Source organism: Paenibacillus sp. FSL R5-0701 (genome assembly GCF_037973995.1).
GTDB lineage: Bacteria > Bacillota > Bacilli > Paenibacillales > Paenibacillaceae > Paenibacillus.
Genome location: NZ_CP150230.1, coordinates 5,858,593 through 5,882,642, shown reverse-complemented (window position 1 = coordinate 5,882,642; position 24,050 = coordinate 5,858,593). Strand labels below are relative to the sequence as shown.

The following is a 24,050-nucleotide window of genomic DNA, read 5'->3' as shown; positions in this document are numbered from 1 at the left end:
CTAACTAAAATTAACTGTCCCCAAACCACCAAAGACTGGAGACTGGTTGACGATTGACCCAACCATTTCTCCAGTCTTTTTCTCTCCTCTTAAAGCATCACAGCAGGGATTTCTCAAGCAAATCCCGAATAGGTAATCAAGCAGAAACCCAGGCTCCTCAAGGTTTATGAGGAAAGCAGAGACGGTTTTACTCAGGCATTTCCCAGGTTCTTTCCCAGTCTTTTTCAATGCTAATTCTTTCTTTTCTCAGGCATATCTCTATCCTTTCAGGACACGAATTATTAGTCGTTTTTGTTCACAATTGAACCAGTTTCTTTCCAGTTTTGAGGGCTTTTTCTCAGCGTTTTTGGGACACGAATTTTTATCTCGGAAATAGCGATGAAGCCTTGTGGGGTAAGGGATTGGGGGATTTGGAGGTGGGGACAGTTATTTTTAGTTTTCTACAAAGTAACAAGTTTTATGGTTGCAGGAGTGAAGTGGGGTAAGCAAATAATTGTGAAGGACGGGTTATCGATTAAATATTTAGACGCAAGTAAAGTTGTTCACGAGCATTCTAAACTCGTATTGAGAAATAAAAAGTCATATCAGAGTCGAGCAAATGTCAGGTAATAATTCTGAATCTGCTCGGCTTTTTTTTGGGGCAGGAGGTAGGAAATTCAGGCAGGCAGGAGAATTCAGAGTTTTACTCGAATCCATACATCAGAGGCTTTTGTAAGGCGTTTCAGGGCTTCTCAGCGTGGAATGTTTGTGTAACTATAATCAAAATGATTAGGCTTGTGAAGCAAACGACAGGAGTGAATTCATGCAATTGATAAGAAGAATAACCGACAGTGATTTCATTGGTGGCGCTCTTGAATTCATGGATACCGCATCACGTTATGCCTCAAGAGGTGTATTAGTGGACGACAAGCTTCATGTTGCTATGATGTACATGTCAAAAATTAACCTTTATAAGTTGCCTGGCGGAGGAATTGATCAAGGTGAAGAGATCAGAGATGCGTTTCTACGTGAAATAAAGGAAGAGACAGGCTATGAAGCTGAGATTATATATGAATTGGGTTACGTCGAGGAGCATAAGAAAAAAAATAATTTTATGCAACATTCCTACTGTTTTGTAGCAAAAGCACACAGCCGCGTAAGTGACGCGATGCTTACTGAAAGTGGAGCACAGTTTGGAATGATAGTTGAATGGATGACATTTGATAAAGCATTAGAAGTAATGAACAGCTCGGAAATAATTTGCGATGATTATTCAACCCAATTTATGATTGTACGGGAAAAGGCTATTCTTGAAAAAGCGGTTGAAGTATTAGCGAACCTATTTGGGAGAGGGATATTTGAAGAATGTAAGGGAGCGGATAAGAATGACAAAGCTTGAGAAGATCTACTTACAGGAAAAAGAGCAAGCCTAAAAAGAACAGACATATGATTTTGCCCAAAAAATGCTGAATGACCTTGATCCAGATAAAGTTGCTGAGATCACTGGGCTTCCAATTGAAGAGGTTGAGGGTTAATCCCAAGGCTTATTTTTATTTGCATAGCTTATTTTGGAAATGATATTTCATACGAAGATCGATAATGCTGGAATTCCAACAGACGAGGCGAAAGCCGTCAATTATGAGGCAAAACAACTTTCGGAATACAATAAACCTATATATAGGGACAAAAAGTTCTTCTATGGGTTTTACGCATGTCATCTTCGGAAGTAAGTTGCGTGTTCATCAAAGGGTTCCGATCATCTATAAAGTTATGGTGAACTCATTCTAATTTTGAAACGAGCCTACGCTATGGTTGCATTGCACGCAACTATAGGGTTGTTCAAGGCGTTCATCTGATAAGTATTATGCAATTAGACTCTAAAGATATAGGGTTCAATAAAAAGCATTTGCGAAAAGACTTTTATGCAACCTTCAAAGAGTGGTTAACCAGTGCAGTTCACCAAATTTATCCAATACTGATTTGAATCACTACTCATGGCTTTCACCTATCAAGAGATGAAAAGTAACAATTCCCCTTACTATTGAATACAGATCCCGATGGTAGAAGTTTTGAGTTGTACTTTCAGGATCGTGATGAAACAGCAATCTTCCGTCTTTTGAAACCCAATCATACCAATAACCCTTTTTGAGATGTTCAGTAACATATAGCATGGTATCGTCGATAAAAATAATCATTGCCCTCTGAATCTCCTTCGAACTCGACTCTCCTGACTTGTCTGTATTTTTCACTGACTTTATGGCAAATATAAATTCCTTTGTTAAGCTTTCAAGATCGGTCAACTTCTCCAATCGTTTTCACCCCTCCGTCTGATCGTTATACCATGTATAATCCTATTTTGAGCATAAAGCAAGATGGAGTTGGATTTATTTTTAATGTGGTTACAATTGCAACACCATCCAGTTTTTATTGACGAAATTAATATGCTTGTGTATGTTCATATCAAACAAATCTCCAAGCTTTTTAGGAACGGGTGATAAATGATGCATCTTCCGAAAGATTATTTGGACGACCTCTTAGTGCGTATGACACATCATTCTTGTGCGATTGAGAATAACACAATTACGCTTAGCGAAACTGTTTCCATCCTACTTTATCAAATGATTCCAGGCAAAGTATCTGTACGCGAATTTTACGAATTAGAAAATCATCGGATAGCTTTCAACTATATCATAGAGAGTATTAATCAAGAACTTACGATATCCTTGATTCATGATGTTCATTCTCTTCTGATGGATAGACTTGATCATGAGAAGGGGCATTTCAAGTCTCACGAGAATGTAATTGTAGGAGCGACATTCCCTACAGCTTCTCCCAAAGAAACGCCTTTGCTTATGGATCAGTGGCTTCTAAATCTGAACAATCGCATTCAAAAGGCGAAGTCATCTGATGATATCATTCTTTCAATCTGCTCCAGTCACATTGCGTTCGAGCGAATCCATCCATATAAAGATGGTAATGGACGAACGGGTCGATTAATTATGATGCATCTTCTGTTGAAAAATCGAGTTGTACCCCTTGTGATTCTTAAAGATCAAAAGCATAAGTATTTTCAATTTCTTGATAAGCAAGACACAGAGGGTTTTACAGTATATGCTACGGAAAATATTAATAAAGATCGGCAACGCTACAATGCATTCTTAAATTCACTTTCCAAGGAGTAGTGGGATAAGTATGGGAGTAAACTATTACAATTATCAGCAAAACGTTGCTGATAATTTGAAAGCATTTATGCGTAAAAAAGGGTATTCGAAGCAAACGCTATCAAAATTAACAGATGTTCCTCGACCAGCGATTGATCAATTATTGCTAAAGAGTGGAGAGAATTTGGCTCTATCGACATATAACACGTATATTTTGCAAATCAATCAGAGATTTAATTTCATGGAGGAAGATCTCTTGAAAGTAACGCATATGCCTAATTTGTCACCATCTCCGCCTGCTCAAACAGAAAGAAGTGCGCTGGCTCAAGAGGCGCTGGATGGACTGGAGCAGATTTTGGATGTATTTTCGCTGTATTATAAAAAGTGAGTAAGGATAAGGGTTATATCAGGGCTAAGCTCTATAACAGATTCTGATATCCAAAAATTAGAATTTTAAAAATGGGAACATTTAAAATTAGTTTGCGTCTGTATCATCGACGGAATGTATTTGAGCAGATGGGTGTGGATGACTTGATTCATAAGAAAATAATGTGTTTGTGCCTTTGCTTGCTAATCGTAACTGCATGTAGTAACGTAGCAGACAAAAATTCAAAGGTAAAATATGTTGAGGACCCAGTCGTCACGTTCCAAGGTGACGTTATTCCTGTTATTGAGGAAGTCATGAAGGTGCATTTTCCGAATGATTCGAATGGGGATGTATTCTTTGAGCAAGCAACCAGCTATTTCGATAATGATAACTCTAAGGTTGTGTTCCTCTTTTATCAAGAGAATGCAATAGAAATGAATGCTTTTCGCAAGGAGCTTGAAGAAAAGCTTGGAGATAAAGTAATATTCAAAAAAGCGAAGTATAGCCCGAAACTTCTGAGTGATACTGCTAATGAAGTTAGGGCGGACGTTGAATCCATAGTTGAAAAAGGCAGAGCTTTAACTGTCAGTTATAATCCTGTTGATGAAGTAATTGAGGTTGAAGCACTGCTAACGGATGAGCAAATTGCTGATCTGAAAAAGAAGTTTGGTGAGGAAATCCTGAGAATCACAAATCAAGAACCCGAACGAGGCATTGCATTATAGTTAGCGAATGTATATGAATAAAAACAAAAGTCGTACAAATTTGCTGAACCACCGCAGACAAATTCTACTAACGAGTTGGGTCTGCGGTGTTTTTGTGTTTGGAGACAGAATGGTTATGGTAAGCTTCAATTCGGTTGTAGTTAAGGCGAGGGGAACTTAGTTTAAAATCTTTAGTTAACCACAAACTAATTCACAATATGAATCACATTCATCAATCACAATGCTCCAATTACTTACGCAGATAACGGAAGTAGCCTATAATACAACGCAGGGAGGGGAGTTGGAACATGACTTTAAAGGACAAAATAATCAGCTATCTGAAAGACAAGGACGGCTTAACTGATCGCGAGATTACTAATGCTATTTTAGGTGTGAACGAACCACAACAGGCAGTAAACCAGATATGTAGAGCATTAGTGAGCAAAGGAATCATTAGGCGGGTTAATCGTAGAGATGGGCTGATTGGCAATTACATAGTCGTTCAGGGCGTGCACATTCAACCACCTTCATTCGTTCAGGTAAAGCATACGACCGAGGCTTCCGCAGTGTTCAAAGAAGATCATCTCAAGCAGATATTGAAGGATTATTTGCATGCTGATGGATGGGAAACGCAGATTGCATGGGGGAGAACGCCTGGGATCGATATCAATGCGATTCGAGGAACAGAGCGATGGATTTTGGAAGTCAAAGGGTTAGGGTCATTAAGTGCAATGAACGTAAATTACTTTTTGGGAGTCCTGGCAGAAACGCTTCAACGAATGGATGACCCGAATGCAAAGTATAGCATTGCGTTACCCGACGTGAAGCAGTTTCGGAATCTTTGGAATAGACTTCCATTGTTAGCGAAGAAGCGGACAGGGATAACGGCAATATTCATTGATGGACAGGGTAAAGTCCATCAATGTGAAACCTAATAAGTTCAGTAAATGAAAGAGAATATTTAAGATACGAACTGCTTGGGTGCTACAATATATACTTTTTAGAACTTCGAACAAGTATATATCCAATGTTAATGAAGAAGGAATGACAAAGGAGTATGCATTATCCGCAGGATAAATTGGATGATACGATAAGATAGTTGGTCAATATTCTTGAGAAGGTGCTAAAGGTAATGGGACTCGAATTGTATTTGGGAAATAGTGTTAACCTAAACCGCTGAACAAGCGGTTTTTCTTTTTGAGGTGATCTTGTATAATAAAAAAGTAAGAGTGGAGTAATAATAAAGTATAAGCAGATTTGTGCGAGGTGGTTAATTTGGAACTGAAGCTTTTCTATAAAACCCAGAGGGAACTCGCCACGGCGTTAAACGAGATTGTTAATGCTTATTGGGATAATAGCGTAAGCGAAGACTCGCTAATGCAGTATATATCGAATATTTACATAAACAATCCGAACAAGATTTTAAAACATGAACAGTTTACAACTATACTCAAACAACAATGCGGGAAACGACGACTGGAAGTTGTCGAACGGGTACTATTGCTGACTGGAATGATGAAGGAACAAAATACTATTGGCGTAAAAGCAGGGAGATAATCCATGACTATAGAATTAGGTTATAGTGTAACGATAACTGGTGCATCGTTCCTATTTTATGAATTAAAGCAGGTCGTAGGACTTAAAATACTGGGATTAACGGAATCGCAAATAAAAAAAAAGGTAGCAGAGGAAAATCTATTTCAATATCAGGTCAAATCAAGTATTACAAGAAGTCTGCCATCGGTATTGCGAAGAGCAGGCGTACTCGATGAAGCACTCTGTCATATGGTTTTGGAGCATTCATTAGAGTCAGGGAAGATCATCAATTTGTATGCCATTATGAAAACGGACAGGCTCTTCTTTGAATTTATGACTGAAGTTATCCAAGAAAAGTTTAATGCTGACAATTATCTGTTGGAGAAGAAAGACCTCAATTTGTATATTGCTTCAAAGGCTGAGCAAAATGCTGGGGTGGCGGCTTGGACAGAACAAACGATTACCAGACTGAAGCAAGTATATGTAAAGGTTATACATGATTCAGGACTCCTGAAGGACAAGAAGTCTGGTGAATTAAGCAGACCTATGATGGATGAGCAATTGAAACAGCACTTGATTCAAATCGGAGACATTGCTTATGTTCGAGCAATGGGTGAGGTATAGCGTATGGCGAATATTAAAAGTAGGCTTGATAAAATAATACCGAAGATCAGGGAAGATAAGTTCATTGAGGGCAGAGGCTTGGGAAACGAAATTAGCTTCTATGTGTTTGATTACGAGCCTGAGAACGAACTGCTGGTTCGAGATTATATCCCTCACGTATTGAAGGAGTTCAGTCACGAAGGTTCTGGACGCAAACTCATTGAGTTCGATTTACATAAGATGCTCATTGAGATTGCCAAAGAGAAACGGATATATGACCGAATTCCTCAAATGGAAGAAAAACAGGGCAAGGATGCCTTGTTTAAAGCGATGGCTAACTTTGCAAAGCCTGAAATATTTCTGCAAAAGATCAAGGATCAGATGCAGGATCATAATGTCGTACTCATCACAGGTGTAGGTAAGGTATATCCATTTGTACGTTCCCACAATATATTGAACAACCTTCAGGAAGTTTTGGACAAGACTCCTGTGATTATGTTCTTTCCAGGAAAGTATGATGGACTTACATTGCGCTTATTCGATCGTTTTAAAGACGACAATTATTATAGAGCATTCCGTTTAGTGGATTAAACCAGAGGGGGAAGACTTGTGTTAATCAAAGACATGTTCGTGAAAGACATTGAACGTAGTATTAAAGGCGTAATTAAGGTCGCTCAGACCGATGAAAATAACATTTATCAGGAACTCGATGAGTATGTCGTAACACGGGAACTCAATAAGCACTTATCTAAGTTTTATGAGAATTATCAGCAAGGCATCGATGGAAATACAGATAAAATGGGCGTTTGGATTTCGGGCTTTTTTGGTTCGGGTAAATCACATTTTTTAAAGATACTTGCTTACTTGCTTGAAAACAAGAAGGCGAAAGATAAACGTGCAATCGATTTTTTTGCCGATAAAATTCAAGATCCAATTGTTCTCGCTAATATGAAAAGAACTTCTAACGTGGAAACAGAGGTTATCCTGTTCAATATTGATTCGAAAAGCTCATTGGATAACAAGTCTAAAGAGGATGCCATCCTCCGTGTATTCACAAAAGTCTTCTACGAGCATATGGGTTTTTATGGTGATATCCCTGGTGTGGCAGAGATGGAAAAGTACCTGACCAAAGAAGGTGTGTATGAGGACTTTAAGCGTGAGTTTAAAGAGGCGGCAGGTGAAGAGTGGGTTGACCGTAGAAACACCTTCTATTTTGACGCTGATTATGTGATCGGAGCATTGACAAAGGTTACTTCGATGTCCGAAGATACTGCTCGAAACTGGTTCGAGAATGGTGTGAATAACTTTGAAATCAGCATTGAAAAATTCTCGAAGGATGTAAAGGAGTACATTGCTCAAAAAGGTAGTAATTTCCACTTGATCTTTCTGGTAGACGAGATTGGCCAGTACATAGGCGATAGCCGCCAATTAATGCTAAACCTACAAACGCTGGCAGAAGACCTTGGAACCCACTGTCAGGGTAAAGTATGGATCATGGTTACATCGCAGGAAAGCATCGACAGCATTGTGAAAGTAAAGGGCGATGACTTTTCCCGTATCCAAGGGCGATTCGATACGAGATTGTCACTCTCCTCCATATCGGTTGATGAGGTAATAAAAAAGCGGATTCTTGATAAGAAGGAACATGTTGCTGATAAATTGAAACTACTCCACCATGAGAAGAGTGCTACGCTCAAGAACCTGATGAGCTTTAAGGATAGCACGGCGGATTTGCGTGGCTTTGAAAATGATCTGGAGTTTGTTGATGTTTATCCGTTTCTTCCATATCAGTTCAAACTCCTCCAGAATGTATTCGAGCAAGTGCGTAAACACGGTAGTTCAGGTAAGCACTTGTCTGAAGGGGAGCGTTCCATGCTTTCTGCTTTCAAAGAGGCAGGCTTGCGGTTCAAAGATTCGGAGGAAGGCACACTTATTCCTTTTTACGCATTCTACGAAACGATTAAAGAGTTCCTAACCCCTTCCATCGCAAGGGTTATTGAGGGTGCATATGAAAATCCTGTCTTACGTGATGATGAATTTAACATGGAACTGCTGAAAGTGCTGTTCATGATCAAATATATCAAGGAGCTTCCTGCCAATATCGATAATATTGCTACGCTTATGGTTACACAAATCGATGAGGATAAGCTGGCTTTGAAGGAGAAAATCAAGGTTGCTCTCCGAAAGCTGATTACCCAAACGCTCATTCAGAAAAATGGCGAGTTCTACCTATTCTTGACGGATGATGAGCAGGATATTAACCGTGAGATCAAGGGAATGAAGATTGAAGAGGATGTCATCAAGAGAGAGCTTGCTAATTACATCTATCAAGACCTGTATGATGACAAAAGATACCGTTATTCGGCACAATACCAGTTCTCTTATAATCAGAAGATGGATGAGAAGAACATCGGTAATCAGACATCGAGCATCGGAATCAATATTCTCTCGCCGCTTTCAGATCACTATGCCAAATCCGAACAAGAGCTGATGCTTATGTCGTCGGGTACAGGAGAAATGATCTTGAAGTTGGGTGCAAACGAAGCATACGTTGAGGAAATGGAAGAAGTCCTCAAGATCGAGGAATATCGGAAGAAGAAAAATCCGACTCAGCTTCCAGAGAGTATTCAGAACATCCTGAATAACAAACAAGCAGAAGCAAGAGATCGTAAGCGTCGGGTACGGGATATGCTGGAAGAGGCGATCAAGGGCGGTGCATTCTTCATCAATGGTAATAAAGCGGAGATCAAGGGTTCGACGGTGAAAGAGCGAATTAACGCTGGATTCCTTTCATTGGTCGAAAATGTGTATACGAAACTTGGATATGTGAAGAACTTCTTGGACTCAGAAAAGGATCTCATCTCGATTTTGAGAAGAAATAATGAGCAACTGACCATTGATGGTGGAGTTTCGAATGCAAATGAGTTGGCTGTGAAGGAAGTTATGGAATTCATCAGCTTGCAGGATAGCCTTCAGAAACAAGTGCGTGTGAAAACAATCCTGGATCGCTATAAGGATAAACCATTTGGTTGGAAGGACCTCGACATATCTGGGTTAATTGCAGAGTTGATGAAAGAACAGCGAGTTCGCTTGAGGCTTAACTCCGAATATTTGGAACCTGAAGACGGTAATACCGTTAATGCTTTGACCAAAGCAAGTGACGTTGATCGAGTAATTATAGTGAAACGAGTCATCGTTGATGAAGCATTATTGAAAGTAGCTAAAAACATTTGTAAGCAGGTATTTAATAAAACAGATGTGGCAGACGATGAAGATGGTCTGATTAAGGATATTCGTCATCTTATTGATCAGCAAGTAATGGAGATAAAAGCACTCAAGAGCCGCTATGAGGGAAGAAAATATCCTGGTGGCAGTCTTTTGGACAAAGGTCTTGAATACTTCGGCGAGTTTACAAAGGGATTAGACAATGTATCCTTTTTCACCAAGCTACGTGATTTAGAAGACAGCATATTGGATTGGGAAGAGGACGTAACGTATATTCGGAGTTTTTTTGCTTCTCAAAAAGATATTTTTGACAAAGGTCTTCGGGCAATTGAGAAATATAAAGAAAACGATGTTTACTTATCGGGGAACGAAATAAAGGATCATGCAGATATACTGCAAGAGATTCTAACAGAAGTACAGCCATATCGCAAAATCAAGGATATTCCTGAGCTTGTGAATAGAATCGATGAGCAAATTCAGACAGTGCTTCAAGAAAAGAAAATAGCGGCGAAAAGTGTTATTCAATTGGATATTAATCACCTCACGCTACGTGCTAATGAAGACGGTGTATCTGAGGAAACGAAAAAACGAATCCAGTCCTATTATGAAAATTTGTTCAACGGAATGGATGAGCTTGTCGATATTTTTAAGGTAGATGCAACAATAACACAAAGCACTGCTTTCAAAGACAAACAAGAAATCATTATTAATCGTGAAATTCGTGAGTTCGAAGAGAAGCAACAAGTGGAACCGCCAGGTACAGGAGTTATAGGAACTGGCGGAGGGGATAAACCTCAAGTTATAGTAAAGCCTGTTTCTCAGAGAGAACGAATAAAAGTGAATGATCTGCTTGCTACTAAGACTCTGCGTACAGAAGCAGAAGTGGATATGTTGCTGGACACATTGTCGGCAAAACTGAAAAAGATTATTAAGAGCAACAAACAAATTGAGTTTATTGATTAGTACAGTGTGCCGTGGTCTAAGGTCACGGCACTTAACGATTATATACACATTCCAATATAGGTTGGTGAAAAGCTCTCATGAATAAGACAGCATTGAAAAACTTTGCGACGAATGCTCGTAAAGAACTGATTGAGAAAGTCAAAGCTAAGGCTTTTAAAATAGGGATTACGGAAGAAAACATTAAGAAAGCTCAATTCGAAAGCTCGGATGTTATTTATATTGATGGAAAACAGCTTTCTGTAACGGAAAAAAAACAACGGGAGAAGCTAATATCCCGAATCAAAGAAATCGGATTTGCACAGGTAGTGGAGGAGGTTTCCTATACCTTTTTCAATCGATTTACTGCACTGAGGTTTATGGAGGTAAATAACTATCTCCCAACAAAGGTAAGAGTGTTGTCCTCCAGCAATTCTGATAGCTCTGAGCCTGATATTATTAAAGAAGCATTGAATGTTGATTTGGATATTGATAAAGAATTGGTTTATGAGTTGAAGCTAAACAACAAAACTGAGGAACTTTTTAAATATTTACTAATTAAGCAATGCAATAGCTTGAATAAAATTCTTCCTTTTATGTTTGAAACAATTGATGACTATAAAGAGATTCTTTTTCCAGAAGGATTGTTAGCCAAAGATTCATTTCTTCGTGAAATGAGGGATATAGAAGTTATTTCTGAGTCGGAATGGGAACAGGTCGAGATTATTGGATGGTTATACCAGTATTATATAGCTGATGAAAAAGATCGGGTAATCAAAGCCAAGAAAAAATATAAGACTGAGGAAATTCCTTATGCAACTCAGTTGTTTACTCCTGACTGGATTGTACGTTACATGGTACAAAATACTCTTGGACGTTATTGGGTGGAGTCACATCCAGAACATAGGGATATAATTGAAAAATGGGAATTCTATCTCGAAAATCCGAATCCCGAAGAAGATTTCGAAGAAGAGTTGATCCGCTATTTAAACAAAGAACTAAAAGTAGAGGATATTAAGTGTTTTGATCCCGCTATGGGTAGTGGGCATATACTTGTGTATATGTTTGATGCTCTATTCGATATATATATCAAGTGCGGATATATGGAAAGGGAAATTCCAAGATTAATTATTGAAAATAACCTTTATGGTGTGGATATTGATGATCGGGCGTATCAATTGGCATGTTTTTCTGTTGTTATGAAAGCAATGCAATATAATAGTAGATTCTTTAAAAATATCGAGCGGGAAGGGTTAAATATAAATTTAGCATCAATTCAAGAGTCGAATTTAATTGATGAGAACGATATCGCTTATTTAGTTGGAGAAAGTCAAGGAACTAATTTCGAAAAAGTAAAGGCATTTTTTGATCAATTTAAGAGTGCTAAGACCTTTGGATCTCTTATAAAAGTTGAGAAGTACGACAGAGATTTCCTTGAAGAACGATTGAACTTTATAATGGTTAATCCCGTTGAGGATATATTTGAGGAATACTCAAGAAGTAAAATTATTAAGATTCTCCCACAAATGCTTAAACAGGCTGAACTGATGAGTAGTAAGTATGATATATTGGTCACAAACCCACCTTATATGGGGAATAATTACATGAATGGAGAGCTATCTAACTTTGTGAAAAGTAACTACCCAAATACAAAGTCGGATTTATTTTCTGCTTTTATTGAGACTTGTATTTGCAAGGTAACCACCATAGGGCATTTAGGATTTATGACACCATTCGTCTGGATGTTCATATCTGCCTATGAAGAACTTAGAAAGAAAATAGTAAATAATTGTGATATTAGCAGTTTAATTCAACTCGAATATTCAGCATTTGAGGATGCTACAGTGCCCATCTGTACCTTTACACTAAGAAATAACAAGTTAAATATAAGTGGTCAGTATGTAAGGTTGTCGGATTTTATCGGTGCAAAAATTCAACCTATTAAAGTCGTTGAGGCGGTTAGAAATCCTAATTCAGACTATAGATATTCGACGAATTCAGAAGTGTTTAAAAGAGTACCAGGCAATTTAATTGTATATTGGGTACAAGAGTCTGCCATTAAGCTTTTTGAAGGGACGAAAGTCTCGGAGTACACTACAACTCGTGAAGGTATGACAACAGCAGACAATGATAGGTTTTTAAGAGAATGGTATGAGGTCTCTATAGATAAAATCGGTTTCGGTATAAGAGATAATTCGGAATCGTTGAACTCAAAGAAAAAATGGTTCCCTTATCAAAAGGGAGGGGCATATAGAAAATGGTACGGGAATCTAACGAAAGTTGTTAATTGGGAAAACGATGGAGTAGAGATCAAGAATAATATAGACCCTGAGACTGGCAGGATACGTTCTCATAACTATAACGGTAATTACGCTTTTAAAGAAGGTATAACTTTCCCAACAATAAGTTCTGCAAGATTCGGAGCGAGGTATTCTCCACGCGGATATATGTTTGATACAAAAGGAGCAATGGGATTTTTCAATAGTACTTCTGAGTTATACACAATACTGGCACTATTAAATACAACGGTAGCACAGTACTACTTACTTGCTTTAGCACCTACATTGGATTTTAAGTTAAACAAGATTATGTCTATACCCGCTGTAATACCGAAAGAAATCAATCAAGTCATAGATAATTGTAAGAAATGCATTGAAATATCCAAGTGGGATTGGGACTCGCATGAAATTTCATGGGACTTTACCATTCATCCATTATTAAAACATAAGAATGGTTCAAGCAGTATTGAAGATGCATATAAGGAATGGTCATCGTATTCATTGTCTGAGTTTAATAGAATAAAAGAAAAGCAAGAAGAGTTAAATAGAATTTTTGTGGATACTTATGGGCTTCAAACTGCCATAACAAGCGAATGCAGTGAAGATGATATTACCGTTAACATTCCAAGTAGAGAAAAGGATGTTAAGTCATTCATTTCATTTGCAGTGGGATGTATGTTTGGTAGGTACTCTTTAGATGAAAAGGGAGTAATATTTGCTGGAGGTAAATTTGATATTAAGAAGTATCAGAGCTATGTTCCAGTAGAAGATAATATCATTCCTATAGTATCAGGGGGTTACTTCGAGGATGATATTATTTCCAGGTTCGATAACTTTATTCAAATTGCTTTTGGTGAGAAAATGTTAATCGAAAATCTACGGTTTATTGCTGACTCTCTCTATAGGAAAGAAGGAGAAACTGATAAGGAATGTTTGAGAAAATATTTTATAAGTGAATTTTTCAAAGACCACGTTCAAGTATTTAGCAAAAGCCCGATATATTGGGTTTTCACGTCTGGCAAACAAAGAGCATTTAATTGCTTAATATACATGCATCGTTACGACAAGACAACACTATCAAGAATTAGAACAGATTATCTACATGAGCTTCAAATTCGAATGGACGCTGAGGAGAAGTCGCTTCTTGACATTATTAATGGAGATGGAACTGCCAAAGAAATCGCCAATGCAAAAAAAGAGTTAAAGTCGCTCAACTTAAAGATCGAAGAATTACGGGCATATGACGAAAGGCTTCATCACCTGGCCGACATGCAGATCGAGATTGATCTGGATGATGGGGTGGCTGTGAATTATGCTAAATTTGAAGGCTTACTCGCTCCAATTAAATAATATTAGACATATCTTACTTGAGTTGAAAATATATATATAGAAATACACTTGAGTATGGTGATTAGATGGCTAATGAAATTGTAAAACTAATTAATGAACAATTAGATGATCTGGTGGATAGATATAAATCTGTTCAGAATCTCCCCAAAATAGGACGCACTTTAAGTGAAACCATCTCCATTTTTATGAAAATAGTGGAAATGAATCACAACATAGATAGTGCTTCCTTTAAGGAGATTGTAATTTCAGATTATAGGCTATCTCGAAATACTGTTAACACAATATTACCAACATTAGAGAGAGTTAATATATTAATGATTATCGATGATACTGTTAGATTGACTAATATGTCTAAGAAATATTTAGAAAACAACGATATAGCATATATTTGTAGAGGTTATCTTGAGGATCATTTTGGTTTTTTAGAAATGTTGTTACTTATTGCAGAGTCCAAATATGATAGAATAAGCAAGTGCTTTAATGAATGGGTTAAATTATATGAAAAAGGAATCGGTGAAAGAAACATTAATACACATAAGTCGCAATTCAATAAGATATATAGATATTTAGTCGATCTTAATTTGGTTATCAAAAGAGAATACTTGATAATAAATGATGATTTGTTAACTCGTTGTTTCCGTACTGACGTATTTTGATGAGTAGACTTGTACACTTAGATAAAACCGAATCTGGGTATTGGTTGATTGCAAAATGATGATAATTGATTAGACGAATTCATTTGAAGGCTTACTCACTCTAATCAAATATATTAGGTACAATGGGGATATGCCAGTTCATCATGGTATATCCCTGTGTTTATCCCGATGAAAAAAGGTGTTGATAAATAATGAATATGGATGAAGTTGCAAGGGCACTGCAAGAAGCTTTTCTTCAGCCGCTCAATGAGGGCGAACATCGGAAAATTATCTTCTGGTTCGATAAAGACCAGGAATTTACTGAATATATACATGAGATTAGTATTGAGGGAATCAAGGTGCATACCTTGACTGAATCGAATAACTTCTATACGAAGGTGATGCTCGAAGAAGAGGACCCTTCTTCGAACTATCTGATCTATTCCAACCTGGACATGAGCATGGAAGACAATTGGTTGTTGGATACGATTCTATTTTCAAAGACGTTCTATGCGGACAAAATATCCCTCATTATGAATGAATTGAGCATCGATCCTTCACTTCGGAGTGCAGTGAAGAAATACGAGAAATTCTTTGGGAGTAAGGATCGGGTTAAGAAATTCAAAGGGTTCGAGGTGTCGGCGTTTAATGAAGAATCGATTGAGCTGGTGATGATGAGTGCATTGTGCAATCTCAAGACTCCCGACTTTGAGGATGTGCTCAAGGTTATTCTAATGAATTCACTTGATGACAATGAAAATAAACACTTGGATTCGATTGCGAAGTATGTCGGATTAGATGTGTTCTGGAATGCAGTAGCCGAACGGTATGGCTATGAGCCAAATCAAAAATCACTGAAAACGTTGTTTATTCACTTGACCGTCACTGCACTAAGCCATGCGGTGAATGAAGAGCGACTTTCACAGATCAAAAATCACATCGCAACTCGGAACAAATCAAATGCCTTGGTATTTATCGACCATTGGATGCATCATAAAACGGATTATCATACCTATGACCAGTATGCTGGAATCGCCGAGAAGGAAATTAAGCTTTCAGATATCGTAAACCAGATCCCTGTTGAGGAATTCAAAGCGGCGGATACATTCCCGTATTTTGATCGAGCAATTATCATCTATATCGCCAACAGCTTGGAAGATCGGTTGGAGGATTATGATGCATACACGAAGTTGATTAATTTACGGAGAGCGAAGCATTACTATGAGCGGTATCAATTCATTTATGAAGCCTTGTATTACACCGTAAAGATGTTTGAATTCCATAAAAAGTACAGTATGGGCATTCCAAAAACGCAAGCGGTGGATATGTACCGAGCATATGTGAATGACTACCACAACATGGATATGTACTACAGAAAGTTCTATTTCGCTTACGACAGTGAATCGAACAGCGAGATCTTAAAGAAGCTCAAAGTGATGGTCGAAAACTTGTATACGAACTGGTATATGAGCGAATTAAGCTCGCATTGGTCTGCCGCTGTGCATGATGAGTTAAAATCAAACTGGGCACTTCCAGGTATACAAAGCCAGAAGGATTTCTATCGAAGTTTTGTTTCACCAAAAATCTATAATGGTGATCGGGTATTTGTTATCATTTCTGATGCACTTCGCTATGAGATAGCGGCGGAGCTGGCGGACAAGCTAAACTCGGAGACGACAGGAGCTTGTGAAATTCAGCCATTGTTAGGAGTCGTACCTTCTGTAACCAAGATGGGAATGGCATCACTTCTTCCGCATAAGAATTTGGAGATCGATCTAAGTGGAAAAGTATTGGTGAATGGGAAATCCTCCAGTGGGATAGATAATCGAATTGATATCCTACAAGGAGCAGTAGCTGATAGTACCGCCATTCACTATCAAGAGCTGAAAAACATGAATAAGGCTGGTCGCAGGGAAACTTTCAAGGGTAAGAAACTGGTATATATTTATCACGACAGCATTGATGCAACGGGAGATAAGGCTTCGACCGAGGTTTATACGTTCACAGCGGCTGAGAAAGCTATTGATGAATTGTACGATATAGTTAAAATCATCAAGGATGATTTGAGCGGTACAAACATTTTCATCACTGCGGATCATGGCTTTGTTTATCAACGTGATGCATTGGAAGAGAGTGACAAGATTGAAAAGGAAGGTATTCAAGCGTTTGAGGTCAAACGGAGACATCTTTTCTCACAAGAAAATGGAGAACGAAGCGGTCTCCTTGATATCAACATGGATAGTCTAATTAAGAATGAGCATAAAATCACCACTTATGTTCCGAAGGCGACTATTCGTTTTAAAATTCAAGGTGCTGGTGCTAATTTTGTTCATGGGGGAGCCAGTCTTCAAGAGATCGTTGTGCCACTCATACAATTTAAGAACATTCGAGCTGGGCAAAAGAACAGTCGTGAAATCCAGAAAGTGGATGTAAAGCTCACAAATACCACCACAAAGATCACGAATAGCCTGTTCAACCTTACCTTCTTCCAGACGGAGAAAGTGGAGGACAAGCGGGTTCCTCGAACGGTTAAGATCTACATGGTGGATGATGCCGAAAGCGTGATTAGTAATGAGGAACTCGTCATCTGTGATCGAACATCAGATAAGCCAGACGAGCGTACATTTAAGCTTCGCTTTGCGTTAAAGTCGATACCATATGATAAGAATAATAACTATTACCTCATTACAAAAGACATTGAGACCAATATCGTCATAGAAAAAACGCAGTTCATAATCAATTTAGGCATAGTTAGTGACTTCGATTTTTAGAGGAAAGGAGAGGAACGAATGGAGTCAATAAGCGAAGGACAAACGATCGATTTAGATAGGAAACTGAATGATGTCTTTTCAGGCAGGGTTGTTCGTAAAGACCTGACAAAGCTAATGAAAGAGGGGGCAAATGTCCCTGTTTATGTTCTTGAATATCTTCTTGGTATGTATGCCGCTACAGATGATGAAGACAACATTCAAGAAGGGATTCAACGGGTAAAGAAGATCCTCTCAGAGAATTTTGTTAGACCAGATGAAGCGGAGAAGGTAAAATCGAGAATTCGGGAACTCGGTCAATATTCCGTTATCGATAAGATAACGGTAACGCTTAATGAGAAGATCGATTCCTATGTAGCAGAGTTCTCTAACTTGGGACTAAAAGGGGTTCCGATATCGCCGAACTATGTCAAAGAGTACGACAAGCTCTTGGCAGGCGGGATCTGGTGTATGCTGAAAATGGAATACTTCTTTGATGAAGAGGTCAAGAACAGCAATCCGTTCAGCATCAGTAGCTTGAAGCCGATTCAAATGCCGAACATGGATCTGAACGAGGTGTTTGAGGGCAGGAAGAGCTTTACGAAAGAAGAATGGATCGATGTACTTATTCGCTCTACAGGTATGGAGCCTACACAACTTGAGGACAGAGTGAAGTGGCATCTACTACTTCGACTTGTACCACTTGTTGAAAACAACTATAACATGTGTGAACTGGGTCCACGGGGGACTGGTAAATCACATGTGTATAAAGAGATATCGCCTAACTCGATTCTTGTCTCTGGTGGACAATCGACGGTTGCTAACCTTTTTTACAACATGTCTTCGAAAAAAGTAGGACTTGTTGGAATGTACGATGCGGTGGCATTCGATGAAGTAGCGGGTATAACCTTTAAGGACAAAGATGGTATACAGATCATGAAGGATTACATGGCATCGGGATCATTTGCACGGGGAAGAGAAGAGAAGGCGGCTTCTGCTTCCATGGTATTTGTAGGGAACATCAACCAAAGTCTTGATTCACTGATCAAGACATCCCATCTATTTGCACCGTTCCCTGAAGCAATGGCGAATGATTCTGCATTCTTTGATCGGATGCATTACTACCTCCCAGGCTGGGAAGTACCGAAGATGCGACCTGACTTCTTCACAGATAAGTATGGCTTCATCGTCGATTACATGGCTGAATACTTTAGAGAAATGCGGAAGCGTTCGTTTGCGGATGCTTTGGATCGGTATTTTAGGCTGGGTAATAACCTGAATCAACGTGATGTTATTGCAGTGCGTAAAACGGTATCAGGGTTAGTGAAGCTTCTGTATCCAGACGGGGAGTATACGAGAGACGACATCGAGGAGATCTTGAAGTATGCTCTCGAAGGAAGAAGAAGGGTCAAGGAACAGCTCAAAAAGATAGGCGGGATGGAGTTTTACGATGTCCATTTCTCTTATATCGATAAGGAAACAATGAGCGAAGAATATGTGTCAGTGCCAGAACAAGGCGGTGGAAAGTTGATCCCTGAAGGAATGGGCAAACCAGGACATGTATATACGGTTGGTCATGGAGATTCTGGCATGATCGGGGTTTACAAATTGGAGAACCAAGTCGTTTCGGGGACAGGGAAGTTTGAGAAATCGGGTGTCGGATCCCATCGAGGAGTGAAAGAGAGCCTGGATACCGCCTTCCGATACTTCACTTCAAACAGTAAGAGTATCAGCGGCTCGATTAGCACGAAGACCAAGGATTATTTGATGTATATTAGTGATTTGCAAGGGATTGGTTTGACGGATGAACTCGCTATAGCTGAATTGATCGGATTATGTTCTGGTGCATTGGAACGTCCCGTTCAGGATAGTATGGTTGTGCTCGGTAACATGACGGTTGGTGGAACTATTGCAAAGGTCGATGAGTTTGCAAATACGCTTCAGGTTTGTGTGGATGCAGGAGCGAAGAAAGTTCTGATTCCTGCCTCCTCTGTAGTAGATTTTCAAACGGTTCCTGCTGACCTGTTGATAAAGGTCCAGCCTGTATTTTACTCGGATCCGACTGATGCTGTGTTTAAAGCTCTGGGAGTTGGATAAGCTTACGGAGGATAAGATACATAGCATCATTACCGAGCTGGATATGGTTCTGCTTACACCATTACCTATACCCACTCAGAAGGGAAGGAAAAGTGTTTTGATATTTGGTTAGACAAAGGGGAGACGATATACCGATTACAGTCCATCTATTTAGTTGATGGTAAATCAGAAGAGTTTGGGGAAACCATGGGGTACAGTAAGGCTGAAATAACAAGGAAAATGATTGAGATGTCAGTCTATGATCAGTTCCATGTCCGTGAAATCGACTAAAAATGAAAGTTGTTAGGTCGTTGGAAGGGGAGGTTGGTAAAAAAGCAGTAAAAACACAAATCTCCCTTTTCATCCTCACTCGCTATTTAATCCGATATTAAGGAATGAATATGGAGAAAGGAAGGGGAATCAAAAAGAAGTACCGAGTTTTCGTCCTAATTAGGCGATTCTTCGGTACTTTCCTTTTATATGCGAGATTTTAGTAGAGGAGTGATAGATAGATCGACATCTTCATCTGAAATCTGCTGTCCAGAAGAGGGGGGTTAGATGTTGTGGGAATCCTTAAAATAGACAAGGAGATTGACTTGGATAAGGCAAGGGAAACCGCTCAGGATTATGTGACATGGAATTATAAGGACGTTAACAAAAGCCATGCCCAGTTGACTATATTTCAAATTCCAATATGCAAACAACCTTCATTGCCGACAACAATGCTCAGATAGTCTATCTGGTTGTTGATCGGCTTCTTTATATGTAGGGGTGCGTAACAAATTCATAAGAGTTATGAACATGTTACCGAATATGTGTGAGGATGTTCATAACATGTTCATAACATATATGAGGATGTATGAACATGTTTCATACAATGTGTGATAAGTTCTTATTTACTTTTGTTGCTAATTTGTGATAAAATTATAATTTTTATTTTGATATTGACTTTTTTCGAGCGTTTAAGCTAAGATTACCCTCAAAACAGGGGGTGAGTGAACCATGACCATCACGATCAGCATTAGTAGTACAATTGGCGGCTCTGGCAAGACAACGATTGCCTGCATGTTTGCACACTTATTAAGTGCCAATTATAAAGTGCTGGCGCTTGACTTATGTGGACAATGCAACTTTACAGAAGTGTTATTGCAGGATAATACGGTGAGAGGAACGATTTGTGATGTATTAGAGATTGGCAATGTTACTTCATATATTGTTTCCATCGACGAAAATCTTCACATTATTCCTGGCGATCAGTGGATTTGCTCCTCTCCATCCAAGTTTTATATTCAAGGCTATAAAACACCAGAGGTCGTTTTTGCAATGAAAGAACTGCTAAATCAGGCAAAGACGGCATATTATGATTTTGTCGTTATAGATACTCCCAGTACGTCTTCCAAAGAAGTGTTAAACCTGTCATTGTCTATCTCCGATTTCGCAGTCATGACGTACTCTCCTAACAAACTCCAACTAATCAAAAGCTGGCTGAATAAAATCAAGTATGTACAAGACGAATTTAACCCCGAATTAAGGGTTGGTGGCATTTTAAGGACACGATTTAACGATATTGAAGCTTCTCACATATTTTACAACCGAGAAGTGTATAGGCGACATCCTGAATACTGCTGGAATAGCATTTTTCATAATTCACCTCTTTTTTCGAATATTGACTCCAATTCTATAAAAAAAGTACAAGTTGATACGGCTTTTAAGGCTGTCTATGATGAACTAATTCTCCGACTATTGAAGACACGAAAAAATGGAATTTAGTTATGGTAAAAGTGAATAGAAAAAAGCCTCAGAAAAATACTAAGTATGATATGAAGACTACGTTAATCGGGCGAGATCAACTTGAAATATCAAAAATGGCGTTAGAACTTTTATTAAACCCTGACCACAGTTGTACTTGTTTAAAGTGGAAGAGGGAAGATCAAAATACGGATAATAAACTATCTCGCTGACAAATCAGGAATCGGATGAAATGAGTTGGATGAATAAGATAGGTTGGTCCAGTGTTGGTGTGTCAACTACTCTAATAATTCTTCATGCCCAATCTAACAATCTAATTGGACATGCATTTGCAATTAAAACATGGGTTGTCGCACAGCATCAACAACATGAAAACCACGTTTCTCGCGAGCGAGAAGAGGCTCCTACGCCCAAAGGCGTGGAGCCTTTTTTGCATTAATCGAGAGAAGGTTATAATTCCTTCTTCAAAATCTATAATGTTATCATCTACGGGATAAGGGGCTTCGTTTCAATGGGTGGGTTCTAACCTCGCCTTTTTCCTACGGAAAATCAGCTCGCTAAGAACCACCAAGCCCCGTTGTGCTCGGCTATCGCCGACCGCTCGGCCTACGGCACTCCCTGCAAAACGGAGCCATGGAAACTCGCCCCTTGGGAAAAGCCGTTGCCCCATTTGCCAATGGGACAAGTGTTTCTGCGAAACACAAAAAGGCATTGCCTCATCTTCTGATGAGTCAACAAAGCATGTTGCCGCGAAAGTACGTCGCGACAATCGTCTCTCCGAGACGCAAATGCCACACTGACCATCTACGATGGTCAAATAAACATTGCCAACGAACAAATTATTCACTCATCAAAAGGAGGTGCATTACAAATGGCAAGAAGAAGCAAACCACTCGTTACCCAATTTTTCAACCGAGATCGGCTCGCATTTACGGCAATGCACAACGTCGGTCATGTCTCTTCCGATCATCTCCACACTTGCGGCTTAGCCGATAGACGTATACAAAACCTTATACGAGACGGTCTTGTTCAGAAAGTCGCGTACAAAAGAAAAGGGAAAAGTGAGTATTGTTTTAAGCTTAGTAAGCTTGGACGTGAAACTGCCGCTCGTCTGTGGGCTTTGAGTTATGCATACCATGCTCAAAGCCCGATACACGACCTTGCGATAGCAGAAAAATATTTCAGCTTATCAGAAGAGTCGCGAGAAAGCTGGAAAACGGAAACTCTAATTCATAAAGAATTTGAAGATCGAATTTCAAATATACGAGAAGAAGGCAACGAGGTAGAAGCAAAATTGTACCAAGATATGCTCAAAGAGAAACTAATATCAATGCCAGATGGCTTATATAGCAATGCTGAGGGCAAAGAGGTGGGGGTGGAAATTCTCACAAATTCGTATGGCATTGATGAAATGAGATCAAAAGAAACATTCGTCAGCATGATTGGATGTCAATACGAAACAATTAGAGTTTGAAAGGAGGAAACGAAATAATGACTATATCAAATACTAATAAACAAGCAGTTTGCGAGAAATATAGAATCTATCTCGAGATTATATATAGCTTTGGAAACAAAGTCATGTTGATGAAGCAATTGTATCACTATGCTCAAATGATGGGCATAGCAAAAAGCTACTCAGCTTTTTACAGCTCCATAATAGAACTTGTAGCTGCCGATATTTTTAGAAAAGAGTCGTTTAACGCTTACGGCAAGAAAACCCAACTCCATATGCTTGTGATGCGAAAATATGGCATCCGTTTTTTGGAGGAAAAGCCTGACAGCTACAGTGTTGCATCAGTCAAGAAAGCTATTGGGAATGAAAGGATTTTGGTCAGCATTTTTAAAAACCAATATATTTTGAACAAAGTTATCCCACGCATTCAAAAGGAGTGTACAAGGGTAACGCTTGGAACAATCATTGATCTATTGGAACGTGACCACAGTACAATTTTGCATAACAAGAATCAGGGGCTGTCCTTTTTGGGAAAAATGAAAAATGAAGCAACTCTACAAAAGTATTTAGATATGCTTTCGGTTGAGCAAGATATCGATAAAATGCAGAAAATCAAGCAGAGAATGGGACAGGGATTGAGGAAAGGATCGAAAGCATCGGACGGGAAAGGGAGGGGGCGACTCTATCTTCCTGAAGTGTCCTCAATGAATCGCATTGATAACATTGCTAAGCGAAGCCAGGATTTAAGCAAGGAAGAGAAGATTGATAATTATACAATTGATACAATGCTCGCGTTCAATGCGTATGTCGCACAGATCAGGATCGACAAGGGGCAGGTTAAAATCACGGTACTCATTTTCGACATTTTTAACAGATCAAATGTATATAAGGTAGCCACACATATCGCTTGTATGCATCATATGTTCACCCGTTATTTCCAGGATGAGATTGAGCTGAAGGTTGGTGTCGTATCCATTGATGAGTATGCCTCAAATTATCTAAAGACACAAGCTGAATCGGCAACTATCGACTTTGTTTCAAAAGAGCGTAGGAATTCGCGATTATCTCATATTTTGGAGAAATGGCATGTTTATCGATCGATGCAAGAAAAAATTGAGGTGCATTTTGTGGATTATAACATCACCGATGAATATCTCGATGGGATCAAGCATGCTAATCTTGTAAGGCGTTAATGGTATTAATCAAATAAACAGATAGGATAAAGGTTCGCTCTATGCGAAGTTTTT

The 24,050-nt window shown here is 38.9% G+C and carries 17 protein-coding genes; 16 read left to right on the top strand and 1 reads right to left on the bottom strand.

Annotated elements, in window-relative coordinates:
• The first annotated feature begins 802 nt into the window (after positions 1-802).
• Complete coding sequence (locus MKZ13_RS25985; protein WP_339179344.1) at positions 803-1,378, top strand: NUDIX domain-containing protein; 576 nt, start codon at positions 803-805, stop codon at positions 1,376-1,378.
• Between the two features lie 589 nt (positions 1,379-1,967).
• On the opposite strand, the gene MKZ13_RS25980 is transcribed toward MKZ13_RS25985, so the two are convergent.
• On the bottom strand, positions 1,968-2,288 hold the full coding sequence (locus tag MKZ13_RS25980; protein ID WP_339179343.1) for a hypothetical protein: 321 nt from the start codon (positions 2,286-2,288) through the stop codon (positions 1,968-1,970).
• 189 nt (positions 2,289-2,477) lie between these two features.
• On the opposite strand from MKZ13_RS25980, the gene MKZ13_RS25975 reads away from it, so the two are divergent.
• From MKZ13_RS25975 to MKZ13_RS25905, 15 genes are all read left to right on the top strand, one after another.
• Positions 2,478-3,161, top strand: a complete 684-nt coding sequence (locus MKZ13_RS25975; RefSeq protein ID WP_339179340.1) for a Fic family protein — start codon at positions 2,478-2,480, stop codon at positions 3,159-3,161.
• Between the two features lie 10 nt (positions 3,162-3,171).
• On the top strand, positions 3,172-3,528 hold the full coding sequence (locus tag MKZ13_RS25970) for a hypothetical protein (protein WP_056697894.1): 357 nt from the start codon (positions 3,172-3,174) through the stop codon (positions 3,526-3,528).
• Positions 3,529-3,599: 71 nt separating this feature from the next.
• Complete coding sequence (locus MKZ13_RS25965) at positions 3,600-4,232, top strand: hypothetical protein (RefSeq protein ID WP_339179337.1); 633 nt, start codon at positions 3,600-3,602, stop codon at positions 4,230-4,232.
• Positions 4,233-4,519: 287 nt separating this feature from the next.
• Positions 4,520-5,146, top strand: coding sequence for a helix-turn-helix domain-containing protein (locus MKZ13_RS25960; RefSeq protein WP_339179334.1), 627 nt, complete (start codon positions 4,520-4,522; stop codon positions 5,144-5,146).
• Between the two features lie 331 nt (positions 5,147-5,477).
• Positions 5,478-5,768: a TIGR04540 family protein gene (locus MKZ13_RS25955; protein ID WP_339179331.1), complete on the top strand. Its 291-nt coding sequence runs from the start codon at positions 5,478-5,480 to the stop codon at positions 5,766-5,768.
• Between the two features lie 3 nt (positions 5,769-5,771).
• Entirely contained in the window at positions 5,772-6,371 is a 600-nt protein-coding gene (locus MKZ13_RS25950) for a DUF1819 family protein (RefSeq protein WP_339179328.1), read from the top strand.
• A gap of 3 nt (positions 6,372-6,374) precedes the next feature.
• Complete coding sequence (locus MKZ13_RS25945; RefSeq protein WP_339179326.1) at positions 6,375-6,941, top strand: DUF1788 domain-containing protein; 567 nt, start codon at positions 6,375-6,377, stop codon at positions 6,939-6,941.
• 33 nt (positions 6,942-6,974) lie between these two features.
• Positions 6,975-10,538 (top strand): BREX system P-loop protein BrxC, encoded by a 3,564-nt coding sequence (gene brxC, locus MKZ13_RS25940; RefSeq protein WP_339185453.1) that lies wholly within the window; start codon positions 6,975-6,977, stop codon positions 10,536-10,538.
• A gap of 77 nt (positions 10,539-10,615) precedes the next feature.
• On the top strand, positions 10,616-14,143 hold the full coding sequence (pglX, locus tag MKZ13_RS25935; protein WP_339179325.1) for a BREX-1 system adenine-specific DNA-methyltransferase PglX: 3,528 nt from the start codon (positions 10,616-10,618) through the stop codon (positions 14,141-14,143).
• Positions 14,144-14,208: 65 nt separating this feature from the next.
• Positions 14,209-14,799 carry a hypothetical protein gene (locus MKZ13_RS25930; RefSeq protein WP_339179323.1) on the top strand — a complete coding sequence of 197 codons (591 nt, stop codon included), beginning with the start codon at positions 14,209-14,211 and terminating at the stop codon, positions 14,797-14,799.
• Positions 14,800-14,990: 191 nt separating this feature from the next.
• A complete protein-coding gene (pglZ, locus tag MKZ13_RS25925; RefSeq protein ID WP_339179321.1) occupies positions 14,991-17,549 on the top strand; it encodes a BREX-1 system phosphatase PglZ type A in 2,559 nt (852 codons plus the stop codon).
• Between the two features lie 18 nt (positions 17,550-17,567).
• On the top strand, positions 17,568-19,622 hold the full coding sequence (gene brxL / locus MKZ13_RS25920) for a protease Lon-related BREX system protein BrxL (protein WP_339179319.1): 2,055 nt from the start codon (positions 17,568-17,570) through the stop codon (positions 19,620-19,622).
• A gap of 981 nt (positions 19,623-20,603) precedes the next feature.
• Complete coding sequence (locus tag MKZ13_RS25915; RefSeq protein WP_339179318.1) at positions 20,604-21,371, top strand: ParA family protein; 768 nt, start codon at positions 20,604-20,606, stop codon at positions 21,369-21,371.
• Positions 21,372-22,221: 850 nt separating this feature from the next.
• A complete protein-coding gene (locus tag MKZ13_RS25910) occupies positions 22,222-22,824 on the top strand; it encodes a hypothetical protein (RefSeq protein WP_339179317.1) in 603 nt (200 codons plus the stop codon).
• 17 nt (positions 22,825-22,841) lie between these two features.
• Positions 22,842-23,996 carry a hypothetical protein gene (locus tag MKZ13_RS25905; protein ID WP_339179316.1) on the top strand — a complete coding sequence of 385 codons (1,155 nt, stop codon included), beginning with the start codon at positions 22,842-22,844 and terminating at the stop codon, positions 23,994-23,996.
• Positions 23,997-24,050: the final 54 nt, after the last annotated feature.

What these genes read in the sequence shown, in the direction of transcription:
- MKZ13_RS25905 (WP_339179316.1), top strand. Translation starts at nt 22,842, where the DNA reads ATGACTATATCAAATACTAATAAACAAGCAGTTTGCGAGAAATATAGA.
- MKZ13_RS25945 (WP_339179326.1), top strand. Translation starts at nt 6,375, where the DNA reads ATGGCGAATATTAAAAGTAGGCTTGATAAAATAATACCGAAGATCAGG.
- pglZ (WP_339179321.1), top strand. Translation starts at nt 14,991, where the DNA reads ATGAATATGGATGAAGTTGCAAGGGCACTGCAAGAAGCTTTTCTTCAG.
- MKZ13_RS25930 (WP_339179323.1), top strand. Translation starts at nt 14,209, where the DNA reads ATGGCTAATGAAATTGTAAAACTAATTAATGAACAATTAGATGATCTG.
- MKZ13_RS25910 (WP_339179317.1), top strand. Translation starts at nt 22,222, where the DNA reads ATGGCAAGAAGAAGCAAACCACTCGTTACCCAATTTTTCAACCGAGAT.
- MKZ13_RS25965 (WP_339179337.1), top strand. Translation starts at nt 3,600, where the DNA reads ATGGGAACATTTAAAATTAGTTTGCGTCTGTATCATCGACGGAATGTA.
- MKZ13_RS25950 (WP_339179328.1), top strand. Translation starts at nt 5,772, where the DNA reads ATGACTATAGAATTAGGTTATAGTGTAACGATAACTGGTGCATCGTTC.
- pglX (WP_339179325.1), top strand. Translation starts at nt 10,616, where the DNA reads ATGAATAAGACAGCATTGAAAAACTTTGCGACGAATGCTCGTAAAGAA.
- MKZ13_RS25960 (WP_339179334.1), top strand. Translation starts at nt 4,520, where the DNA reads ATGACTTTAAAGGACAAAATAATCAGCTATCTGAAAGACAAGGACGGC.
- MKZ13_RS25985 (WP_339179344.1), top strand. Translation starts at nt 803, where the DNA reads ATGCAATTGATAAGAAGAATAACCGACAGTGATTTCATTGGTGGCGCT.
- brxC (WP_339185453.1), top strand. Translation starts at nt 6,975, where the DNA reads ATGTTCGTGAAAGACATTGAACGTAGTATTAAAGGCGTAATTAAGGTC.
- MKZ13_RS25915 (WP_339179318.1), top strand. Translation starts at nt 20,604, where the DNA reads ATGACCATCACGATCAGCATTAGTAGTACAATTGGCGGCTCTGGCAAG.
- brxL (WP_339179319.1), top strand. Translation starts at nt 17,568, where the DNA reads ATGGAGTCAATAAGCGAAGGACAAACGATCGATTTAGATAGGAAACTG.
- MKZ13_RS25970 (WP_056697894.1), top strand. Translation starts at nt 3,172, where the DNA reads ATGGGAGTAAACTATTACAATTATCAGCAAAACGTTGCTGATAATTTG.
- MKZ13_RS25975 (WP_339179340.1), top strand. Translation starts at nt 2,478, where the DNA reads ATGATGCATCTTCCGAAAGATTATTTGGACGACCTCTTAGTGCGTATG.